The sequence below is a fragment of the Ruegeria sp. B11 genome, assembly GCF_056539785.1.
The window spans coordinates 827,373-848,941 of record NZ_JBQFVO010000002.1; the positions used below are offsets into that span (position 1 = coordinate 827,373).

At 58.6% G+C, this 21,569-nt stretch carries 17 protein-coding genes; 6 read left to right on the plus strand and 11 right to left on the minus strand.

The genetic code is table 11. The features are described from left to right. Window positions 1–43 precede the first annotated feature (43 nt). From ACR0I1_RS11535 to ACR0I1_RS11545, 3 genes are read right to left on the minus strand one after another with little or no spacing between them, the layout of a single operon-like run. On the minus strand, window positions 44–928 hold the full coding sequence (locus ACR0I1_RS11535) for an esterase-like activity of phytase family protein (RefSeq protein WP_480706551.1): 885 nt from the start codon (window positions 926–928) through the stop codon (window positions 44–46). Then, entirely contained in the window at window positions 901–1,764 is an 864-nt protein-coding gene (mepA, locus tag ACR0I1_RS11540; RefSeq protein WP_480706553.1) for a penicillin-insensitive murein endopeptidase, read from the minus strand. Before mepA ends, ACR0I1_RS11535 begins: the two co-directional genes overlap by 28 nt. Beyond that, the gene (locus ACR0I1_RS11545; protein ID WP_480706555.1) at window positions 1,761–3,128 is read right to left on the minus strand and encodes an MFS transporter; all 1,368 of its coding nucleotides are present in this window, start codon (window positions 3,126–3,128) and stop codon (window positions 1,761–1,763) included. Before ACR0I1_RS11545 ends, mepA begins: the two co-directional genes overlap by 4 nt. A 133-nt stretch (window positions 3,129–3,261) precedes the next feature. Between ACR0I1_RS11545 and ACR0I1_RS11550 the strand changes: the two genes are divergently transcribed. The 3 genes from ACR0I1_RS11550 (at window position 3,262) to yaaA (ending at window position 6,471) form a co-directional block, all read left to right on the plus strand. Next, complete coding sequence (locus ACR0I1_RS11550) at window positions 3,262–3,549, plus strand: YggT family protein (RefSeq protein ID WP_170394943.1); 288 nt, start codon at window positions 3,262–3,264, stop codon at window positions 3,547–3,549. 78 nt (window positions 3,550–3,627) lie between these two features. Next, a complete protein-coding gene (gene recQ, locus ACR0I1_RS11555; RefSeq protein ID WP_480706557.1) occupies window positions 3,628–5,667 on the plus strand; it encodes a DNA helicase RecQ in 2,040 nt (679 codons plus the stop codon). A 33-nt stretch (window positions 5,668–5,700) separates the two neighbouring features. Continuing rightward, on the plus strand, window positions 5,701–6,471 hold the full coding sequence (gene yaaA / locus ACR0I1_RS11560) for a peroxide stress protein YaaA (protein WP_170426033.1): 771 nt from the start codon (window positions 5,701–5,703) through the stop codon (window positions 6,469–6,471). Here the strand turns inward: yaaA and ACR0I1_RS11565 are convergent. The 6 genes from ACR0I1_RS11565 to ACR0I1_RS11590 all read right to left on the minus strand — a co-directional run bounded on the left by ACR0I1_RS11565 (window position 6,462) and on the right by ACR0I1_RS11590 (window position 15,891). Next, on the minus strand, window positions 6,462–6,923 hold the full coding sequence (locus ACR0I1_RS11565) for a VOC family protein (RefSeq protein WP_480706559.1): 462 nt from the start codon (window positions 6,921–6,923) through the stop codon (window positions 6,462–6,464). The genes yaaA and ACR0I1_RS11565 overlap by 10 nt on opposite strands. A 9-nt stretch (window positions 6,924–6,932) precedes the next feature. Continuing rightward, window positions 6,933–9,146, minus strand: coding sequence for a response regulator (locus ACR0I1_RS11570; RefSeq protein ID WP_170408570.1), 2,214 nt, complete (start codon window positions 9,144–9,146; stop codon window positions 6,933–6,935). A gap of 67 nt (window positions 9,147–9,213) precedes the next feature. Further along, window positions 9,214–11,256, minus strand: a complete 2,043-nt coding sequence (locus tag ACR0I1_RS11575; RefSeq protein ID WP_480706561.1) for a hypothetical protein — start codon at window positions 11,254–11,256, stop codon at window positions 9,214–9,216. Then, window positions 11,253–14,015: a DUF4159 domain-containing protein gene (locus ACR0I1_RS11580; protein WP_480706563.1), complete on the minus strand. Its 2,763-nt coding sequence runs from the start codon at window positions 14,013–14,015 to the stop codon at window positions 11,253–11,255. Before ACR0I1_RS11580 ends, ACR0I1_RS11575 begins: the two co-directional genes overlap by 4 nt. Beyond that, window positions 14,012–14,887, minus strand: coding sequence for a DUF58 domain-containing protein (locus ACR0I1_RS11585; protein ID WP_170733952.1), 876 nt, complete (start codon window positions 14,885–14,887; stop codon window positions 14,012–14,014). Before ACR0I1_RS11585 ends, ACR0I1_RS11580 begins: the two co-directional genes overlap by 4 nt. After that, window positions 14,884–15,891 (minus strand): AAA family ATPase, encoded by a 1,008-nt coding sequence (locus ACR0I1_RS11590; protein WP_170394959.1) that lies wholly within the window; start codon window positions 15,889–15,891, stop codon window positions 14,884–14,886. The genes ACR0I1_RS11585 and ACR0I1_RS11590 overlap by 4 nt, the downstream gene beginning before the upstream one ends. 64 nt (window positions 15,892–15,955) lie before the next feature. Here ACR0I1_RS11590 and ACR0I1_RS11595 point away from each other — a divergent pair, with 64 nt between their 5' ends. Next, window positions 15,956–16,534: a DUF1285 domain-containing protein gene (locus ACR0I1_RS11595; RefSeq protein WP_480706565.1), complete on the plus strand. Its 579-nt coding sequence runs from the start codon at window positions 15,956–15,958 to the stop codon at window positions 16,532–16,534. Here ACR0I1_RS11595 and ACR0I1_RS11600 read toward each other — a convergent pair. Next, entirely contained in the window at window positions 16,459–17,466 is a 1,008-nt protein-coding gene (locus ACR0I1_RS11600) for a DMT family transporter (RefSeq protein ID WP_480706567.1), read from the minus strand. The genes ACR0I1_RS11595 and ACR0I1_RS11600 overlap by 76 nt on opposite strands. Before the next feature lie 179 nt (window positions 17,467–17,645). Here ACR0I1_RS11600 and ACR0I1_RS11605 point away from each other — a divergent pair, with 179 nt between their 5' ends. Both ACR0I1_RS11605 and ACR0I1_RS11610 read left to right on the plus strand, forming a co-directional pair. Then, complete coding sequence (locus ACR0I1_RS11605; RefSeq protein ID WP_480706569.1) at window positions 17,646–18,401, plus strand: hydroxypyruvate isomerase family protein; 756 nt, start codon at window positions 17,646–17,648, stop codon at window positions 18,399–18,401. Window positions 18,402–18,474: 73 nt separating this feature from the next. Then, window positions 18,475–18,705 (plus strand): DUF2798 domain-containing protein, encoded by a 231-nt coding sequence (locus ACR0I1_RS11610; RefSeq protein WP_170408576.1) that lies wholly within the window; start codon window positions 18,475–18,477, stop codon window positions 18,703–18,705. Between the two features lie 45 nt (window positions 18,706–18,750). Here ACR0I1_RS11610 and polA read toward each other — a convergent pair whose 3' ends face one another. Beyond that, window positions 18,751–21,552: a DNA polymerase I gene (gene polA / locus ACR0I1_RS11615; protein ID WP_480706571.1), complete on the minus strand. Its 2,802-nt coding sequence runs from the start codon at window positions 21,550–21,552 to the stop codon at window positions 18,751–18,753. Window positions 21,553–21,569 lie beyond the last annotated feature (17 nt).

Sequence of the window (21,569 nt, forward strand, 5' to 3'; positions counted from 1 at the left end):
ATCCCGAGGCAGGCCGTGCGTTTAGACCTTTGTCTGCCGCCTGTCAATCAGGCAGCAAGTATTCGACCAATTCAGTGCGTTGCAGAAAGAAGAAGTTGTCGTCGGAAATCATCGTTGCGCGCAGCCGCCCCTGCACATCGCGCCAGACAGAAAGGCCCTCGAGATTGTCATGCGTCCCGGTGCTGGTTTCGAACAGAATCTCTTGTGACACGGGTGCATCATCTGCGATCACCCAGCGCCGCAGTCGCGAGCGGAAGCCGAAAAATGACACCGCGCGCTCTAACACATACAAACGCCCATCGGGTCCAAAATCTGCCGCAACCGGCAGGAACCTTCCACTCGGCGGCAAAACAAACGGCCTTGTCCAGTGGTGGCCATCCCACCGATAGACGAGGATTTTACCGTCTGCGGTGCGGGATTTCTCGGTCAGGGTGTAAAGCCTGCCCCGATCATCGATCGCCAATGCTTCGAACGAGCCATTGCGCTCTAAATCATGAAAAGCCTCCGGGCGGGGCAATACCTTGGCTTTGGCCCCCGGTGTGGAATAATGGACCACTCGGTGCACACCTTCGAACGAGATATATAGGCTCCCATCCGGAGCGACAGCGATCCCTTCGGAATCCCCTGCCCGACCGCTCAGGCTGCGCCCTTTGCTCGAGAAGATGGGTCCGTATCTCAGTATCTGGATATTCCTGATTTGGTCTCCATCCCGGTTGATCCGCGCGGTCACAAGCCTCGACCGGTCGCCGAGCACGATCATTTGCCGGCCGTTTTCCGACAAATGAAGGGCCGAGAACCCGCCAAACCAACCGGCACTGTTGTACCAGTCAAATCGGGCTAGAAGCGTTGCCGGGCTGGTACCAACTGCCGAAACGGCACTGGCCAACAGCGTTGCAACAGTCAGTTGGATTGCAAGACTGCGGCGCATTGCTGGGGAAGGTCCGCCATTCGATATTCACGACGTTTCTTGGGCGGCGGCGCATTTGGATCAGGTGGCGGTGGGTTCAGAATATTGCGCACCCATTGCTGCGCCTCGGCGCAACCATCACCCTTGGGTGGCGGGTCCTGATTTACACAGCCTTTCGATCCTTTCGGGCATTTCAGCCGCACGTGGAAATGATAGTGATGTCCCCACCATGGCCGGATCTTGCGCAGATAGGCTTTGTTGCCCTTCTCGTCATTGCACATCTGCACCTTTGCACCCGGGAATACGAAGATCCGGGCAACGCGCTTGTCCTTAGCGGCTTCGCGCAATACCGCATGGTGCTGCTTGGTCCAGTTGCCGTTTACATACGCGCCGTTCGCGCGGCGCAAGGATATAGACGAGATATTCTCGCGTGCTTTGCGGCTTAGGCGCATGTTATCGCCCGGCAGCATCCAGATATCGATATCCAAACCCAACTGATGCGAACGATGGCCCGAGGTCATCGGCCCCCCCCGCGGTTGGCTGATATCCCCGATATAGAGACCATTCCACCCCGGTTGTTTCGCGGCAAACCGGCTGAGATCCTGCACATAGTCGATCGCCTGAGGATGCCCCCAATTGCGATTGCGCGACAGGCGCATGGCTTGCCAAGTTGGCCCGGTTTCAGGGAGTTGCACCGACCCGGCGGCGCACCCGCGCGAATAACTGCCGAATGCGGCGGACTTTTGCTGCGACCCCACCTTCTGGGCTCCAAACAACTGTTTGGCCAAGGGCTGTGCCGTGGCCACGCCTGCCAGTACTATTGCGGCCAGAACGGCCAAAAAACGTAGTAAAATCATCTGCTCTGATCCCCTTCCGGTTTCACCCAGCGCATCAGGACTAGGCCCAGAATAAACAACAGAATGATCGGTGACACCCCCAGTCTTGCACTACCGGTTGCTACTGTTGCTATTCCGATCAATAGCGGCGCTGCAAAGGCGGTCGCCCGACCCGAAAGCCCGTACAGCCCAAAACTCTCGACCGGGGTGGCGGGATCAGTATGGCGTACCATCATTGAACGGCTGGCGGATTGCAGAATACCTCCCATGCCGCCGATCAGAACTCCGCACCCGAAGAACGCCATGTCCGGCAGACCCGAGCCTAAGGGCAATGAAATTCCGTAGATCTGTGTTCGATCCATCAATACAACCGTTACGCAGACAAAGATCAGAACCCAAATCGCAACCAATATCACCGGTTTAGGGCCGTATTTACGATCCATCTTGCCTCCGATCCAGGCAAAGATGGCCGAGGCCAGAACGCTGACAATTCCGAACACGCCGATCTTGATCAAATCCCATTCAAGCACCAGCCGTGCATAGACGCCTCCGAAACTGTATAGCCCGTTCAACGCGTCGCGATAGAACATAGAAGACCCCAGATAGGTCGCCAGACTGACCCGGTGACGCAGCGCCGCCACGGACTTGCCCAGCAAGCGCAGCGCCTCACCCACGCTACCCTGTTTGTTGGTCTCAGGATCATCCCGAACCCACAGGAAATACGGCACCATGAACAACACGAACCATCCCGCGGTGAAGGGGCCGACAAACCGCGTCCCTTCACGCGTTGCCGCATCCAGCCCGAACAACGGATTCATACCAATCAAGGTCTTGCCGTTGGGCTGTTCAACAAACAGCGCCAGCATGATGGCCAGCGACAACAGGCCTCCGAAATAGCCGAAGGCGAAGCCCGAACCTGAAATCTCGCCCACTTCTCTATCGTCACCCAGATCGGGCAGCTGAGAGTTGATGAAGATCAGTGCATATTCTGCGCCCACAAAGCCCAGACCAAAAGCCGACAGCATCAACCACATGTTCGAGCCATCGGGCATCGTGTACCACAACGCGGCAGACCCCACCGCGTACATCACCGAAAACCCGAGAATCCACGGGATGCGTCGACCCGAAACATCCGCCATCGCGCCCAACAGGGGCGCTCCGAACGCGATGATCAGCCCAGTTATGGTCAGGCAATTCGCCCAGACGGTCTGCGCCTGCGCCGCCGCTGCATCGGTGTCTAATCCGGTATTCGCATAGTATTGAGCCGCCACCCCGGCGAAATAGGGGCCAAAGACAAAGGTCACTAGCAATGTATGGAACGGCTGGCTGGCCCAGTCGAAAAACCACCAGCCCCAGATGCGCTTACGCTTGGAAATATCAGCCATCTCTGCCCCATATTATTATTGTTGCGATCATAAGACGGGGCTTTGGGTCAATTCGCAAGCGTTCTGTTGGGGCGCACTTGCTCTTTGCGGCTGTGACGCTTAGGTCTCAGGACAATTGACGAACGGAGTGCCCATGCTGTCGCTGATCCAAATCCTTCTGCTGATCCTGGACATTGTCTGGTTCATCATCCTTGCCCATGTGATCATGAGCTGGCTGATCAACTTCCAGGTGCTGAACCTGCACCAGCAACTGGTGGCGCAAATATGGTACGGACTGAACCGTTTGTTAGAGCCGATCTACGGCCCCATTCGCCGCATTCTGCCCGCCATGGGCGGTCTGGATCTGACCCCTCTGGTGGTGCTGATCGGGGTCTATGCGTTGCGGATCATCCTGATCAACAACGCGGTCTATTTCTACTGACCTCTTGTTCACCGAATCTTAGTATGTGATGGTCCTGTCTTAAGAGCAGATAAACCATAAAACAGGACCCTCCGTCGCATGTTCGACTCCGCACCCTTGTTGCGAGACGTTTTCGGATTCGACGACTTCCGCCCCGGTCAGGAAGAGATCGTCGACGCCGTGACCGCAGGTGAAAACGTGCTGGCGATCATGCCCACTGGTGGGGGCAAGTCCTTATGTTTTCAGTTACCTGCGTTGCTGCGAGACGGCGTGACTGTTGTGATCTCTCCGCTGATCGCCTTGATGCGCGATCAGGTGCGTGGGCTGCAGGAAGCCGGTGTCGAGGCGGGCGCGCTCACCTCGGGCAACACCCCCGAAGAAACTGATGCGGTATGGGACGCATTAGAGGCTGGGCGGCTCAAGCTTCTGTATATGGCGCCCGAGCGTCTGGCCGCCGGGTCGGCGCTGGGGATGCTGCGTAGGATTAACGTCAATCTGATCGCGGTGGATGAAGCCCATTGTGTCAGCCAATGGGGCCACGATTTCCGCCCTGACTATCTGCGGATCGGAGAGCTGCGGCGCGCTTTGAATGTTCCCCTCGCCGCGTTCACCGCGACAGCGGATGCGGAAACGCAGGACGAGATCGTCGAAAAACTGTTCGACGGTGTCGCGCCGCGCAAATTCCTGCGGGGGTTCGACAGGCCCAATATCCATCTGGCTTTTGCCGCCAAGGATGGACCGCGCAAACAGATCCTCGATTTCGCTGCCGCGCGCAAAACCCAATCCGGCATCGTCTATTGCGGGACCCGCAACAAGACCGAGGTGCTGGCGCAAGCCCTGCGCGCCGAAGGTCACACGGCCTGCCACTATCACGGCGGGATGGAGGCCGAGGATCGCCGCATCGTGGAAGCTCGCTTTGCGCGCGAGGACGGGCTGATTGTCGTCGCTACGGTCGCCTTTGGCATGGGTATCGACAAGCCGGACATCCGCTGGGTCGCCCATGCGGATTTGCCGAAATCGATCGAGGCCTATTATCAAGAAATCGGTCGTGCCGGACGCGATGGTGGACCAGCCGAGACCCTGACCTTGTTCGGGCCTGACGATATACGACTACGACGCTCACAGATCGACGAAGGGCTGGCCCCACCTGAACGGCGCATGGCGGATCATGCGCGTCTTAACGCGCTGCTGGGATTGGCCGAAGCACTGAAATGCCGCCGCCAGACCTTGCTGGGGTATTTTGGGGAACAGGCTGAATCCTGCGGCAAGTGCGATCTCTGCGACAACCCGCCAGAAATCTTCGACGGCACAACGCCCGTCCGTATGGCTCTGTCCGCGATTTTACGCACCGAGGAATGGTTCGGGGCAGGTCATCTGATCGACATTCTGCTTGCCAACGAGACCGATAAAATTCGCGCACGGCGACACGACAATCTGTCCACCTACGGCATCGGCAAGGACTGGTCGCGCCCGCAATGGCAAGCGATCTTCCGGCAGATGATGGGCCATGATTTGGTGCGCCCCGACCCTGAACGCCACGGCGCGCTGCGTATGACAGAAGCCGCCAAACCCATCCTGAAAGGTGAAGCGCTGATCGATCTGCGCAAGGATACCATCCGCAAAGCCACCCGACGACCCGCTGTCAAAGCGATGGTGTCCGAGGAAGACGCGCCGCTGCTCTCGGCGCTCAAGGCCAAGCGGCGCGCACTGGCCGAGGCCGCTCGGGTCCCGGCTTATGTCATTTTTCCTGATCGCACCCTAATCGAGATGGCAGAAACCCGACCTGCAAATCTGGATGACATGGCGCGGATCAGCGGTATCGGGTCAAAGAAACTGGAACGCTATGGTTCCACTTTCCTTGAGGTGCTGACCGGCGCGGTAGAAGAGCTGCACCCCGCAAGGCGCAAACTTGCCGGCCGCAATCAGGGCGACATTTACGATCAGTTGCTTGAGGTTCAATCGCAATTGTCGCGTGGCCCCGACGGGATCGACAAACCACTAAGCTGTACGGCTTCGCAACTGGCGAAAGTGGCGCAACTGCACCCGGATGATCCACGAGCGATGGAGCAGGTTCTGGGTGACCGTCGTCACGAAAGGTTTGGCGCGGCGTTTCTGGACGTGCTGCGACAGGCGGGCTAGAAACGCCTGAACAGGCGAGAAACGAGGGCGGATATGCTGGTAGTGATTTCCCCGGCCAAGCGGCTGGATTGGGCAGAACGAAACGTCGAAGTAACCCAACCCGATTTTCAGGATGACGCGATCCGCTTGTCGAAGACCGCACGCAATCTGACATTGGGCGATCTGAAAAAACTGATGGACCTGAGCGACGACTTGGCCCGCCTGAACCGCGACCGGTATCGTATGTTCTCGGACGCGCCCGATGCGGAGACGACACGCCCTGCCGCATTGGCTTTTGCCGGCGATACCTATCAAGGGCTTGAAGCCGCATCGCTGGATGCCGACGAAATGGCCTGGGCACAGGATCACCTGCGCATTCTGTCCGGGCTTTATGGCGTATTGCGCCCGCTGGATGCCATACAGGCCTACCGGCTTGAGATGGGTAGTAAACTGAAAACCAGACGCGGAAAAAACCTGTACGAATATTGGCGCGATCAGCTAAGCAAGGTGCTGAACGCGCAGGCCGCCGAAACTGACAGCAAGGTTCTGGTGAACTGCGCCAGTCAGGAATACTTCGGCGCGGTCGACCTGAAGGCACTGAAGCTGCCCGTTGTGACCCCGGTCTTCATGGAGGACAAGGGCGGCACCCCCAAGATCGTCAGCTTCTTCGCCAAGAAAGCGCGCGGTGCGATGGCACGCTACATCATCCAGCACCGCCTGACCGATCCCATTGGCCTGTTGGATTTCGACAGCGGTGGTTATGAATACAGGGCAGATCTGTCTGACGACTACAAACCTGTGTTTGTTCGCCCCTATCAGGCCTGATCGAGCAGTGAAGGGTCGTAGGCTACAAGCTCAACGGTGTTCCCTTCGGGGTCTTGGGTGAAGATACCGCGCCAGCCGATCCAGCCGAAATGCTCGACCCGATAAGGCTGGTCGATCTGGTCGTACCAGCGCATGACAGCATCCTGTTCGACAAAGGGCAGCGACAGCGCGATATGGTGCAGGGCCGAGGCACCCCCTGTTACTGGCACTGCCGCGCCAGTCTGGCCCGATCCACGCTCAGAGCCAACAGACTGGTGAAACAGGGCCAGCACCTGTGTATGTCCACCAAACCCTTCGGCAATCCGAAAAAAGGTGATGGCGCTGTTATGGTCGCCTTGCAATCGCTGCAACCCGATCGCCTTCTCATAGAAATACACCATTGCCGCCATATCGGTGCAGCGAATTGCAATCTCACCCAATCCCCGGGGGCGAAAACCGCGCTCATCTGACATAAATCGATCCTATTCCGTACTTTCACCTTCTGCACCGACCAATTGGGCATCGGCTGGACGATGTTCCAGTATCATCTTGTGGATCAGTTTCTTGTGCAACGGTTTGGTCAGATAATGATCAAGCCCGGCTGCCAGTATGCCCTGATCATCCCCTGTCATGGCATGGGCCGTCAGGGCCACTATGGGAACATGTCGATCCGTTCCGATCTCGCGCCGCCGGATTTCACCCGTCGCCTCTTTCCCATCCATCTTGGGCATCGAGATATCCATGAAAATCAGGTCCGGGTCGAAACTGGCGAAGGTTTCGATCGCCTCCAACCCATTGGAGACGAATCTCAAATCGATATTCAGATCTTTGGTCATCTTTTGAAGGATCAGTTGATTGGTTCGATTGTCCTCGGCTGCCAGAACCCGCATCAGCCTCTGATTCTGCGGAACTTGCGCATGAGTCTCGGGATCAGCGACGCAGTCGTCACTGCGATCCGACTTGAATACAGGAGCACCCAGCGCCATCAGCCGTGAATACAGCTCGGCGCGAGGAATGGGCTTTTGCAATACGCCGTCAATCAGGCGATGGGCCGGGTCGGCATGAATCACACCCGGATTGGCCGACATCACCACAATTGGCAGACCACCCCATCCTTTGTCGCGCAGTGTTGTGGCGAGTTCCAGACCGTCCATGTCCGGCAGATCGTGATCGCACAGCACCAGATCAATAGTTTTGTCCATTGCAGAAAGCGCTTCAGCCCCTGTTGAACAGGTGAGCGCCTGAGACCCAAGGCGACTCAGTTGCTTGGTCAAAATGGCGCGGTTGACGGCCATATCCTCGACCACCAGAACACGGCCCAACTGCCCCGCCAGATCAGGCGGAACGGGCTGCGGACCCTCAGCCGTGGGCAGTGTGATACGGAACCCAAAGCAAGATCCTTTGCCCGCGTCACTTTCGACCCAGACGGCACCGCCCATCATCGAGATCAGCCGCTTGGTGATTGCCAGCCCCAAACCCGTGCCTTCGAATTGGCGGTTCTGGGCATCCTCAACCTGATTGAATTCACCAAAGATGTGCGGGACCTTGTCGGCTTTGATTCCGATACCCGTATCCTCGATGGCCACGTGGATGTCGCAGGTTTCAGTTGTCGCGTCAGGAACACCGGTCACCCGGATAAGGACATGGCCCTGCGCGGTAAACTTCACTGCATTGCCGACAAGGTTGGTCAGAATCTGCCGAATCCGCCCCGGATCACCCACATAAAGCGTCGGCAGGAACAGGTCATAGTCCACCAGCAAGGTCAGGCCCTTGTCGCGTACGCTGGGTTGCAACAGCATCGCGACCTCAAGGATACAGCGCTCCAAATCGAACTGTTCGGGGTGCAGCGTCAACTTGTCGGCCTCGATCTTGGAATAGTCGAGAACATCGTTGATGATGACCAGCAAAGCCTCGCCCGAATTGCGAATTGTGCTTACATAGAGCCTTTGTTCTTCGTTCATCGGGGTTTCGGTCAGCAGTTCGGTCATACCGACGATCCCGTTCATCGGCGTGCGAATCTCATGGCTCATATTGGCCAGAAAGGCGGATTTGGCGCGGTTTGCGGCCTCGGCCCGTTCACGTGCAGCGTTTAGCTCGGCCTCATGCCGGACCGAGGCTGTGATGTTCAACGCCAGGCTCAGCACGTCACCGCCGTGGCCCCGCTGATCAATCAGCCGGATATACTGGCCGTTCCACAACTGGATCACCTCGGGTTCGGGGTGCGGTTGCGCCCAGCGTGCAAGCATACGCGCCTGCCAGTCCGCGATATTCTCCGCGCCGATGTCCACGATACCTTCATGGGTCAGAATTTCGAGAATACGCGTGTAGCTGATCCCCGGCGCGACCTCTTCCAGCCCATCGAAAACGCTTAGGTAAGCGGCGTTGGCACCGATCAGTGTGTTGTTGCCGTCGAAAAAGGCAAACCCGTCAGGGATGGTCTGGATCGAATGCCACAGGCGGCGTTCAGCCTCTTCGATCTTGGCATTGGCCACGGTCAGATCGGATTTGACCTTTTCGTTTTCATCGCGAACCGTCGCAACCTCGGCCTGAGTCTCATCGATCTGACGTGTCAATGCGATAGCATGACGTCCCAATTTGCGGTTGGCAGCAGACAACTCGGCCTGTTTCAGATGCAACAACCGCTCGGCCGCCAGTCGTGCGCGCCGTTCCTGCGCCAGTTTCTCAGCAAGACTCATGTAAAGTTTTCCCGCGATAATCTGCTCAGAGCATCGCGGTAGAGCATGAAAAAGTGCTTAAGCAGCGTTAGCGACGTCCCTCACGCAACCAACCGGCCAAGAGGAACCCACCGGCCAGCAACAGCACCAGCCAGGGTGGAAGCAACCCGGCCTGTGTAACATCGCGAGTTTCATAGGCGTCGCGCGGGGTCAGACCGATCCAGCCCCGACCTGCTGCCGGTCGGCCCGCACGGACATTCCGGATTGTGGGCAGACCCTCTTCCAACCGGATCGTTCCCCCGCGCAGGCTGGCCAGAACGGGGCTTAGAATCTCATCGGTCGCGATCGTGCGCTCGAATTCCTTTGGTGCAGCAGGACCAAGACCGATCACGGCAGAATGCGCACCCTCTTCCAGACGGTACAGGCCAATTTCAGGGCCGAAGTACTGCGCCTCGAACCGACCGGGCGAGACTTCGTTTAGCGTAATCTCCAAGGTGTCACCATTGGGGAGGGTGACCGTGACTGGGCCAACCTCATCCTCCAGCGTTTGACGGATAATACGCATGGACTGGCCGTTCGCTTCGGCCCACAGCGCCTCTTCCTCAAGCTCGGGTTCTTTCATCATCCAATGCGCCAGCCTGCGGAGTAGTTCCAGCTGCGGGCCACCACCCTCAAAGCCGCGGCTCCATAGCCAGGCGTGGTCTGATGCCATCAGCGCCACACGGCCTTCACCCACGCGATCCAACAGCAGCAACGGACGATCATCCACGCCGGTCATGAGCATATTGCCGGACAGCTGGCTGACATCGATCTGGCGCAGCCAAGCGCCCCAAGTCTCAGCATCGCCCAGATCAGCGGTAACCGGATGACGCTGGCCCAGATCGGTGACCATGGGCACGTACCGTTCCTCGTAAACCCGCGCACTGGGTTTTGCGGGCAGGACCGGCCCAAGCGGGGATCGGTACAGGCTGTCAGCCGTGGCAAAATCAGGGCCAGCAGCGACCAGCACCGCGCCACCATTGACGATATAGTCGCCAACATTATCCAGATAGATCGCAGGCAGGATGCCGCGCCGTTTGTAGCGGTCAAAGATGATCAGGTCGAAATCATTGATCTTCTCCAGAAACAACTCTCGCGTTGGGAAGGCAATCAGTGAGAGCTCATCCACCGGTACGCCATCCTGTTTTTCCGGCGGCCGGAGGATGGTGAAATGGACCAAATCAACCGAGCTGTCAGATTTCAGCAGGTTGCGCCAAGTACGCCCGCCCGGATGCGGCTCGCCCGATACCAGCAGAACACGCAGGCGATCCCGCACACCGTTCATCTGGATCAGAGCCGTGTTGTTGCGGTCGGTCAGTTCGCCCTCGGCCTGCGGGACCGTGAACTGGATGACGTTCCGACCACCATGCGGCAGCGTGATCGGGAGCTCGACGTCCAGACCGATTGGAATGGTGAACTGCTCGGGTTCACCTCCATCGACGGATATCTCAAGCGGAGCGTTAGTAACTCCAGGAGGCGCAGCGCCAGTATCTTCGACGCGCAGGGTCAGGGTCACGGGTTCACCGATAATGGCGAAGGCTGGGGCGTTACGCACGATCAGGCGCCGATCCCAATCGCCTTCCCGCCCGGTCTGCAACAGATGCATTGGAGCAGGCAGGTCGGGTGCCAGGTCTGCATCATGAACGATGCCGTCTGACACCACGATAATGCCCGCAATCCGCGCACGGGGTTCTTCGGCCAGCGCCGCGTTCAGCGCAGCCATGACCTGCGTGCCCTCGTCACCATCGCCGTCACCAACCTGGATGCGGCGCAGCTCGGTATTGTCTCGAGCTTCGATCTCGGTCGCGAGGTCGTTGGCAGCCTGAGCAGTCTGTTCGGCACGATCCGATAGGGTTTGACTGGCGCTTTCATCTTCAATCATCAACACGATGTCGGTAAGCGGCGCGCGATCTTCGACCTGATAAACAGGACCGCTAAGCGCCCCGAGGATGACCAAGGCCGCCAAGCCGCGCAGGGCCCAGCCCGACAGACCGCGCCAAAGCGCCAGAACCACACCTGACATGGCAATCAATGCCACGGCTGCCAGAAACGGCCACGGGATTAGCGGGTCAAATATGACGGTTCCGGTCATTGTCCCAACCTGTCCAAAAGCGCGGGCACGTGAACCTGATCGGATTTGTAATTCCCGGTCAGCACATGCATTACCAGATTAACCCCAAACCGATTGGCCAACTCGCGCTGTCGTTCTCCGGCATAACCGCGACCCACGGGCAACAGGGACTGACCGTTGCGATCCACCGCCCAGGCCCCGGCCCAGTCATTACCGCCGATCACCACCGGGGTCACGTTATCGTTGAGGTTTCGGAAGGGCATTCCTTCGATCTGCTCGGCATCGGGTGGCGCGGCTTCGACCCAGACCTCGGTGCCAGAATATCGTCCGGGAAAATCCTGCAACAGGTAGAAGGCGCGAGTCAGCACGTGGTCACGCGGAACAGGCTCTAACGAGGGGATATTCAGCGGTGCCGCCAGCTGTTGTAGCTTGCGCCCATTGGGACTGGAGGCCCCGAAACCGGCGATATCGGCATCGCGCGTGTCAAACAGGATCATCCCACCCGACCGCAGATAGGCGTTGAGCTTTGCATAAGCTTCAATCGAGGGCTGCGGCTGGTCCGGAGTAACAGGCCAATAGAGCAGCGGAAAGAATGCAAGCTCATCACGTTCAAGGTCGATGCCAATCGGGTCGGCGGGTTCGACCGAAGTGCGAAAATGCAGCGTCTGCACCAACCCGCGCAGCCCGGCCAGCGCGATATCGTCGACCTGAGCATTCCCGGTAAGTACATGGGCCAGCACAAGCTCATGCGTCGCGTTCAATGCAAAATCGGTGTCTTCAGGGGTCTGTGCCCGCACCTCGGGGGCAAGGAACAGGGCAGCAAGCGCAAATGCAACAGGGGTTGCCTTGGCCAAGCGCCCCGACAACGCCAAAGAGGCAATCACATCGATTGTCAGCAACAACAATGCAAGGCCAAGCAACAGCCCTTCCAACGGAGTCTCATTGCTGATCTCCTGACCCCGGATTGGGACGTCAGACGGCCAGATCACCGGGGATAGTACAGCATCCTCGGCAAGAACATTCCGCGCCAGTTTCTGCTTGCCGTTTTCATAAAGCCCCGGGCGCAGGTCCGGCCCGATTTGCCCAGAAACCAGTTCGTCTCCATCGACACCGGGCAGCGTTCCTGCGTCAGTCAAAACACCGAAGCCATCCATTATTTGAATCGGCTCCCATACGGTGCCCTGCATCTGAGCCTCTTGACGCGATTTGGCAGCAGAGGCAACGGCAAGCCGGTCGAGCATTTCGACAAACAGCCCGGACAGCGGCAGGCTGGACCATTCCGCATCAGCCGTGACATGGAACAGAACCACCTGCCCCAGCCCCAGCGGTTTTCGGGTCACCAATGGTGTGCCATCCGACAGTGACGCAATGACCCGATCCGCCAAATTAGGATCTGGTTGTGCCATGACCTGAGTGGTCACAGAGACGTCCGCAGGAATCTCCAACCCATAGAACGGCGAGTTTTCAGTGAACGGAGCAAGCCCCTTCGCTTCACCCCAGCTCATGGCGCCGCCGACCGAGCGGCCACCGCTACGAAGTCGAACCGGCAACAGTGCATCCTCAGTATCGCGCCCCAGATCGCTGGCGGCCATGCGTGGGCCGGCAAAGCGCAGCAGTAGGCCGCCCTGTTCAACCCATTCGACGACTTCAGCCTGTTCCGACTCGGACAGCTTGGCCACATCCGCCAATACGATCACATCCGGGTTCGCGGGGAGAACCTCGGCCAGGCCGCCTTCGACAAAATCAGCAGTCGGAATCAGCACCTGTGTCAGGTAGTGAAGCGGCGACAGTAACTCTAACCCTTCGCGGTTCAGGGTGCCTGCGATCAACGCCACTTCGCGTCGACGCAGGCTGTCATCTGTCAGTGTAATGGCACCGGCAGAGCGCTGGCCTTGAATCTCGAACCGTGTAATGCGTGCGCGCAGTTCCGATGGAAGCGCAAGATCAATTTCCGCCTGCGTAGAGCCGTTTTCGAACTCAAGATTGGTCGATTGCAGCACCCGCATTGCTCCTGCCGGGTCGCGCCCTTGCGCCAGAACGGTGACTCTTTCCTCTGGTCCTGGATTAGCGCGCTGTACGCTTAGTCGGATTGCGCCGTCCTGATAGGTGGCGGGCAAGATCGCGGTGACAGGTGCAGAGGATTGGTAGACAATCACGTCCCCACGCGCCTGCAGGGCAGAAGTCAAACGATCATGGCCGACATAGGACAGACGGTCGCTGAACCAATGGGTGTCGAAGCCACCTTCGACCTGTCCCAACGCGATCAGAGTTTGGTCAATCTGCGCTTCGGTTGGCTGCCACGGCATCGGTGTAAGGCCCGGCAGACGCCCACGCCACGCCTCGGCGGCCTGAAACACAGGTGCCTCAGGCTCAGTCAGACGCAAGATCGACACAGGACGACCCGCCCGCCCGGCTTCCGTCAATTGCGCATCAATCTGATCAAGTGTCGAGGACCAACGTGTCGCGCCCCCCCAGCTTGCATCCAGCACCAGCAGAAGCGGCCCGGATCCGGTCTCATCGCGTGAGGGGTTCAGCACCGGCCCTGCCAGCCCGATGATGATCGCTGCGGCTGCCAGCATCCGCAGTAGCAGCAACCACCATGGTGTACGGTCCGAAACGCTTTCATCATCCTTCAATCCCAGCAGCAAGGTGACCGCCGGGAAAAGACGTCGGATCGGTGCAGGTGGGACGGCACGCAGAATCAACCACAAAATCGGAAGGGTCAGAAGACCCAGCAGCACCCAAGGCGCGGTAAATCCGATTCCTGCAAGAACCGTCATTGCGCACCCCCATCTAAGGCGCGATAAAGCCACAACAGAGCCGATTGAGCGCTGTCATCGGTGTGATGGAGCCCCATCTGCCAGCCAGTCGCGCGGCACAGGTGGGTCAGCGCATCCTTGCGCGCCGCTAAGCGATCCAGATAACGATCGCGCAAATCAGCGGCCTTCAAGGTTTCATGTCGAGCGGTGCCACCAACACTTTCAAAAATGGTACGTCCCGAATAGGGAAAGGACTCCTCGCTGGGGTCCAGAACCTGCAGCAACACGCCGCGCACGCCCCGGTCAGCGGCTTTGGTAAGGGCCAGCTCGACCTCGTCCAGCGGCCCAAGAAAATCCGAGATAAACACCGCACGCGCATGCGGGATCATGGCGCGGTGTTCGGGTGGCGCGTAATCGGTTTGCGCATCTTCAGACCAGGCTTGGGCCAGCCGAATGATCTGAGCATTCCCCCTGCGCGGGGGCAGCGTCGTGCCAGTCAGACCAACGCGCTCGCCACCACGCACAAGCAGGATAGCGGACGACAGCCCCAGCAGGCGCGCACGATCGGCCTTGGTCGGCAAGTTCTTGTCCGAAGCAAACCGCATCGACGCGCCCTGATCGACCCAAAGCATGATCGACTGTGCAATCTGCCATTCGCGCTCACGTACAAACTGCTGATCACCACGGGCCGAACGGCGATGGTCGATCAACCGGCGACTGTCGCCAATCTGCGCAGGGCGGTACTGCCAGAAATCATCCCCCAGACCCGAGCGTCTCCGCCCGTGATCGCCCAATAAAACGGTTCCGGCCAGATGCTCGGCCCGCGCCAATAACGGCGGCAACCGGGACGCTTCGGCCTCGGAGCGTTCGCGTAGGGTCTGGGCGGCGCTCACGCCGCGGCCTCAGTTCGGACCAGCCCAGTAGCGGTGGACTCAATCAGGTCAGAGAGGCTGTCACCACGTGCCCGCGCCGCGAAGTTCAACGCCATACGGTGGCTGAGAACCGGACGCGCCATGGTCAGAACATCCTCGGCATTGGGGGCCAAACGGCCTTCCAGCATCGCATTTGCGCGCACGGTCATCATCAGAGCCTGCGCAGCGCGCGGTCCGGGACCCCAGGCAACAGTTTCCTTCACCCGCTCTGACACACCTGCCTCATCCGGGCGGAAGGCGCGGACCAGATCGAGGATCAGTTCGACAACCGACTCTCCTACAGGCATCCGGCGCAACAGAACCTGTGCGGCCAGCAATTCTTCTTTGGTGAAAATCTGATGCGCCTCGGCTTCCTCAACACCCGTGGTAGCCAGCAGAATATCACGCTCGGTCTGGCGATCCGGATATTCCACGTCGACCTGCACTAGAAACCGGTCCAGTTGAGCTTCGGGCAATGGATAGGTCCCTTCCTGCTCAATCGGGTTCTGCGTTGCCAGCACATGGAACGGTACGCCCAATTCGCGGTCTTCGCCCGCGACTGTCACCGTACGCTCTTGCATCGCCTGCAACAGCGCCGATTGGGTCCGGGGACTGGCACGGTTGATCTCGTCCGCCATCAGCAACTCACAGAAAATCGGGCCGGAGATGAACCGGAAATGGCGGCTGCCATCTTCGGCAGTATCCAGCACTTCCGAGCCCAGAATATCAGCAGGCATCAGGTCCGGCGTGAACTGGATGCGGTTGCCATGCAGGCCCATCACGGTCGAAAGCGTCTCGACCAACCGCGTCTTGCCCAGCCCCGGCAGACCGATCAGCAGCGCGTGACCGCCGCACAAAAGCGCGGTCAGGGTCAGGTCCACGACCTTCTCCTGCCCGATAAAGCGGCGGGTGATCGAGGATTTGGCCTCTTGCAGCTTGTTTTCCAGCGCTTCGATCTCGGACACGAGGTCGGCAGGTTCGGACATGAGGTTCCCTTCCGTGGACTGTTATGATTGAAGTGTATCGCGCTGAGAGGAAATGGCAAAAGCAATGAGCGGACAAAAACCCGTGACCCCTTCACCAGACGGTCTGGCGGCTTCGGTCAAAGCGGCCAAAACGCGGGGTTTGCCGCCCGTTCACCTATGGAATCCTCCGTTTTGTGGCGATCTGGACATTCGGATCGCCAAAGATGGCACTTGGAGTTATCTAGGGTCACCGATCAACAGGGTCGAGCTTGTTAAGCTATTTTCCTCAATTCTTAAGAAAGAAGAGGGTGGGTACTTTCTCGTCACTCCCGCTGAAAAGGTGGGAATCACCGTCGAGGATGCGCCGTTTGTTGCCGTTGATTTTGAGCATGAGGGACAAGGCGAAGCCCAACGTCTGACTTTTACGACGCAAGTGGGCGATACAGCCATCGCCGGGCCCGATCACCCGATTCGCATTGTCCTAAATACGGAAACTGATGAGCCCTCACCCTACATATTGGTGCGCGCGAATCTTGAGGCGCGTATTGATCGCAAGAGCTTTTACCGGTTGGTCGAGATCGCCAGACATCACGACGGTTGGTTTGGCGTCTGGTCGGACGGCCAGTTTTTCCCACTGATCGCATCTGATGTGCTAGAGGATTGAACCGGTCGCGGTTTGCGGTCCTGCGCCAGCACGACCGCAAGCGCCACCAGCGACGCGCCCAGCGCGCGGGTCCAGTTCCAGTCCTCGCCCAGCGCCATCATGATCACCATCACATAAAATGGCGCGATATTGATGTGGAATGACGCCAGGGCGACCCCTAGTTTTCCCACTGATGCTATGAAGAAAAATTGGCTCAGGCCCAGTGAGAACAGTGCGTAGAACACCAACATACCCATCTGCGCCACATCTACGGGGCGTGTAGGCAAGACCTCTAGCCCCAGCAATCCGGCTAACGGCACCAGAATGGCTGCGGTCGACAATCCTCCGACCAATGTAATGGTGCTACGGCCCAACTGGCTAAGCTCGGGGAAGTCGCGCGCAGTGGCCATGCTGGCCCAACAGAACAGCGCGGTAGACACCACTGCGCACATCGCGCCCAGTCCTAATTGTGCCGGTGCCACCGCGCTGGTGGCAATCAGGCCGCCAATGATTGAAATCACCAATCCCAGCGCAAAGCTCCAGCGCAATCGCCGCGTTCCCGCCACAAGCTCCATGATCGTAGCGATCAAAGGCGCACACGAGGCGATAATGGCAACGGTAACTGGGTCAGTCAGCTTCTGCGCTACAAGGATCAGGAACATCCCCGACCCTAGCCCCAAACCGCCGACCACGAGGGCATGGCCCCAACGGGCGCGCAATACCTGAGCCGGTCCGTCCAGAATCAGCCAGATTGGTACCATGACCAACACCGCAAGAGACATCCGTGCCGCGAACAGTGCGATAGGTGGCCAGCTTTGCAATAGGATCTCAGCCGCCGGGAACCCCGCCGCCCACGTCAGCATCGAAGCCACCGCCAGCGTATTTCCGGTGAACGCGGTCTGTCGACCGTCAGATACAGCTATAGCGGTCCCGCGCGCGGGTTCAGGGCTCATGGCCATCGTGATCAGACCTTATTGTTGGCGCGGCCCTCGCAACGGGATACCGCTCGAGCCTGATGGTCCCTGATTCGAAAGCCTTTATCTGGCCGATTTTCGACAATCTGTCGTTTTCAGTCTCTTTCACGTGGCCGTCGTGATCGCTAGGCTCTGCAAAGTTCGACACCGGATGCCCGATGCCCAGATTTGCCGCCAATCTTTCACTGCTGTTTGCAGAACTGCCCTATCTCGACCGGTTTCAAGCCGCCGCGCAGGCCGGGTTTACGGCTGTTGAAATTCTCTTCCCCTACGACCTCGCAGCCAAAGAGACCCGCCGCGCGCTGCTGTCCAGCGGGCTTGATCTGGTGCTGATCAACGCCCCGCCCCCGAATTATACCGGCGGTGAACCGGGTTACGCCGCCATGCCCGGCAGCTCCGACCGGTTTAAGTCCGATATCCGGCGCGTTCTGCGCTACGCGGATGTGCTGCGGCCAGAGATGATTCACGTTATGGCCGGATACGCTTCCGGCCCCGAGGCCCTGCGTTGTTTTGTCGAGAACCTGCAATGGGCCGCCGACCTCGCGCCGGCACAGCGGTTTACAATCGAACCGCTCAACCCCGTATCGCAACCCGGTTACTTCCTGAACAATTATGATCTGGCCGCCGAAGTGCTGGACCGCGTCGACCGCGCAAATGTCGGCCTACAATATGACAGTTTTCATGCGCAGATGATCCACGGCGACGCGCTGGCGATTTGGCACCGTTTTCAGCCCCGTATTGTCCATGCACAGATCGGGGCTGCGCCGGATCGCTCGGAACCCGGGCTGGGTACAATGGACTTTGCCGCGTTGTTTGCTGCGATGGACCAGTCGGATTACAGCGGCTGGGTCAGCGCCGAATACAACCCCTCAACCCGGCGGACTGAGGACTCACTGGCTTGGATACAGTATTAAACCCTGCATGAACGCTGGATTTTCAGACTGAAATGGCGCAATTGAGGGCATCGACACGCCAAGGATGCCTCGCATGATATCTGCCCGCTATGCCAATGCCCTGTTCGCCTTGATCATGTCCGGCCTGATGTCCTGCGTCGTCACCGGCATAGCCACGCTCAAAGCTATCGGCTTCAGCCCTTCAACACTCGGAGACTGGATGGCCTCTTGGGCCTTTTGCTGGCCTATCGCCTTTACCGTCATCCTGACGCTGGGCCCTTTCGTAAAACGCCTGATCGCCCGCCTGGTCAGGCCAGAAGCCTGACCCGCTGCAAAGAGGGCCCGCAGGGCTTGATGAGCAGCGCCGCCCCTAATGGGCCTCGGCCCAGTTCGCGCCTTGTCCGGCATCCGCGACCAGCTTGATATCCAGCTTCACTGCCGGATCAGCCGCCCCTTCCATCACCGCGCGCGCGACCGAAATGGTTTGATCCACAGCCTCTTCAGCCACTTCGAACAGCAGCTCGTCATGCACCTGCAACAGCATCTTGGCGGGCAAGCCGTTGATCGCATCCGGCATCCTCACCATCGCGCGCCGAATCACATCTGCTGCCGTCCCTTGGATCGGAGCATTGATCGCAGCACGACGCGAGAACCCCGCATGCGGCCCCTTGGCATTGATCTCGGGTGTATGGATTTTCCGGCCGAACAGGGTCTGGACATAGCCATTCTCTTTGGCAAACGCGATCGTGTCGTCCATATAGCGCCGGATGCCCGGGAAACGTTCGAAATAGCGATCGATGAAACCCTGCGCATCCGCCCGGGGAATGCGCAGATTGCGCGCCAACCCAAAGCCCGAAATGCCGTAGATCACACCAAAGTTGATCGCCTTGGCCTGACGACGGATATCCGGCGTCATCTCGTCCAACGGAACATCAAACATCTCGGACGCTGTCATTGCGTGAATGTCCAATCCATCCGCAAACGCCTGTTTCAGGGTCGGAATATCGGCGATATGGGCCAGTATCCGTAGCTCAATCTGGCTGTAATCAAGGCTGACCAGCACATTGCCCGGCTCGGCAATGAACGCCTCACGTATGCGCCGACCTTCCTCAGTACGCACCGGAATGTTTTGCAGGTTCGGATCGGTCGAGGCCAAACGGCCCGTATTCGCCCCCGTAATCGAATATGACGTATGCACCCGGCCCGTATCAGGATTGATATGGGTCTGCAGCGCGTCCGTATAGGTCGATTTCAGCTTGGAGAGTTGCCGCCAGTCCAGCACCCGGCGCGGCAGTTCATGTTCCGTTGCAAGGTCCTCAAGAATGTCCGCCCCGGTCGAGTACTTACCGGTCTTGCCCTTCTTGCCGCCCTCAAGCCCCATTTTGTCGAACAGGATTTCACCCAGTTGCGCTGGCGAACCGACGTTAAAGTTCTCACCCGCCAATTCGTGGATTTCAGCCTCTAATCCGGCCATCTTCTGCGCAAATGCATTTGACATTCGGCTGAGAACATCGCGATCGACCTTGATGCCATGCATCTCCATTTCTTTGAGAACCGGCACCAATGGACGTTCAAGTGTTTCATACACCGTCGTCACCTGCACCTGATGCAACTGCGGCTTGAACAATTTCCACAGGCGAAGGGTGATGTCCGCATCCTCGGCAGCGTAGGCCGTGGCCTCGTCAATCGGCACCTTGTCGAAAGTGATTGCAGACTTGCCCGAGCCAAGCAGAGGTTTGATGGGAATCGGCGTATGGCTCAGATAGCGTTCAGATAGCGTATCCATGCCATGCCCATGCTCACCGCCATGCATGGCGTAGGACATCAGCATCGTGTCGTCGATGGGGGCGACGTCGACGCCATATCGCTTAAAGATTTTGGCATCGTATTTCATGTTCTGTCCGATCTTCAGGATCGACGGATCCTCAAACATCGGTTTCAGCAAGTTTAGAGCCGCATCCAGCGGCATCTGTCCATCGGCCAGCGCATCCGATCCGAACAGATCATCGGTCGCGCTTTCACGGTGAGTCAACGGGATGTAACAAGCCTCACCCGCCTCGACACATAGCGAAATCCCGACCAAATCGGCGATCATCTCATTCAAGCCGGTGGTCTCGGTATCCACCGCAACCCAGCCGCGCTCGTAGGCCTGATCGATCCATTTCTGCAATGCCGCTGCATCGCGCACGCATTCGTATTTCGTTGCATCAAATGGGACGTCTTCGGCCTGTGACTCCGCCTCGGGCGTGGATATATCGGGGATGACGGGGGACTCGACGCCCAGCTTGTCAGCAATGCGTTTGGTAAGCGTACGAAATTCCATCTCTGCCAGAAACTTCATCAAAGTCTCAGCATCGGGATCCTTCACCTCAAGGTCATCCAGAGTGAAATCCAACGGTGTGTTTTCGTCCAATTGCACAAGTTTCTTCGATAGCTCGATCTGGTCGCGCTTTTCGATCAGGGTCTGGCGGCGCTTGGGCTGTTTGATCTCTTCAGCGCGATCCAGCAAGGTTTCCAGATCGCCATATTCATTGATCAACAGCGCTGCCGTCTTCACACCAATGCCCGGAGCGCCCGGTACGTTATCCACCGAATCCCCGGCCAAAGCCTGCACATCGACAACCCGCTCGGGCCCGACGCCGAACTTCTCAACCACCCCGTCGCGATCGATGCGCTTGTTCTTCATCGCATCCAGCATCTCGACACCGCCACCCACAAGCTGCATCAGGTCTTTGTCAGAACTGACAATGGTCACCCGCCCACCGGCCTCACGTGCCTGAACGGCGAGGGTCGCGATAATGTCGTCGGCTTCATAGCCTTCAAGTTCTTTGCAGGCGATGTTGAACGCTTTGGTGGCTTCGCGAGTCAGCGGCATTTGCGGGCGCAAATCCTCAGGCATCGCTTCACGGTTGGCCTTGTAGAGATCATACAGATCATTACGGAACGTATGCGAGCCCTTGTCGAAGATCACCGCAACATGGGTCGGCGCATCCGGCCCGGCGTTCCCTTCGACATATTTCTGCAGCATATTGCAGAACCCCGATACCGCCCCAATTGGTAGCCCATCCGATTTCCGCGTCAACGGCGGTAAAGCGTGATAGGCGCGGAAGATAAAGGCTGATCCATCAATCAGATGCAGATGGCAGCCTTTTCCGAATTGGGTGGTGGTCATATGAGGCTCCTGCGCTG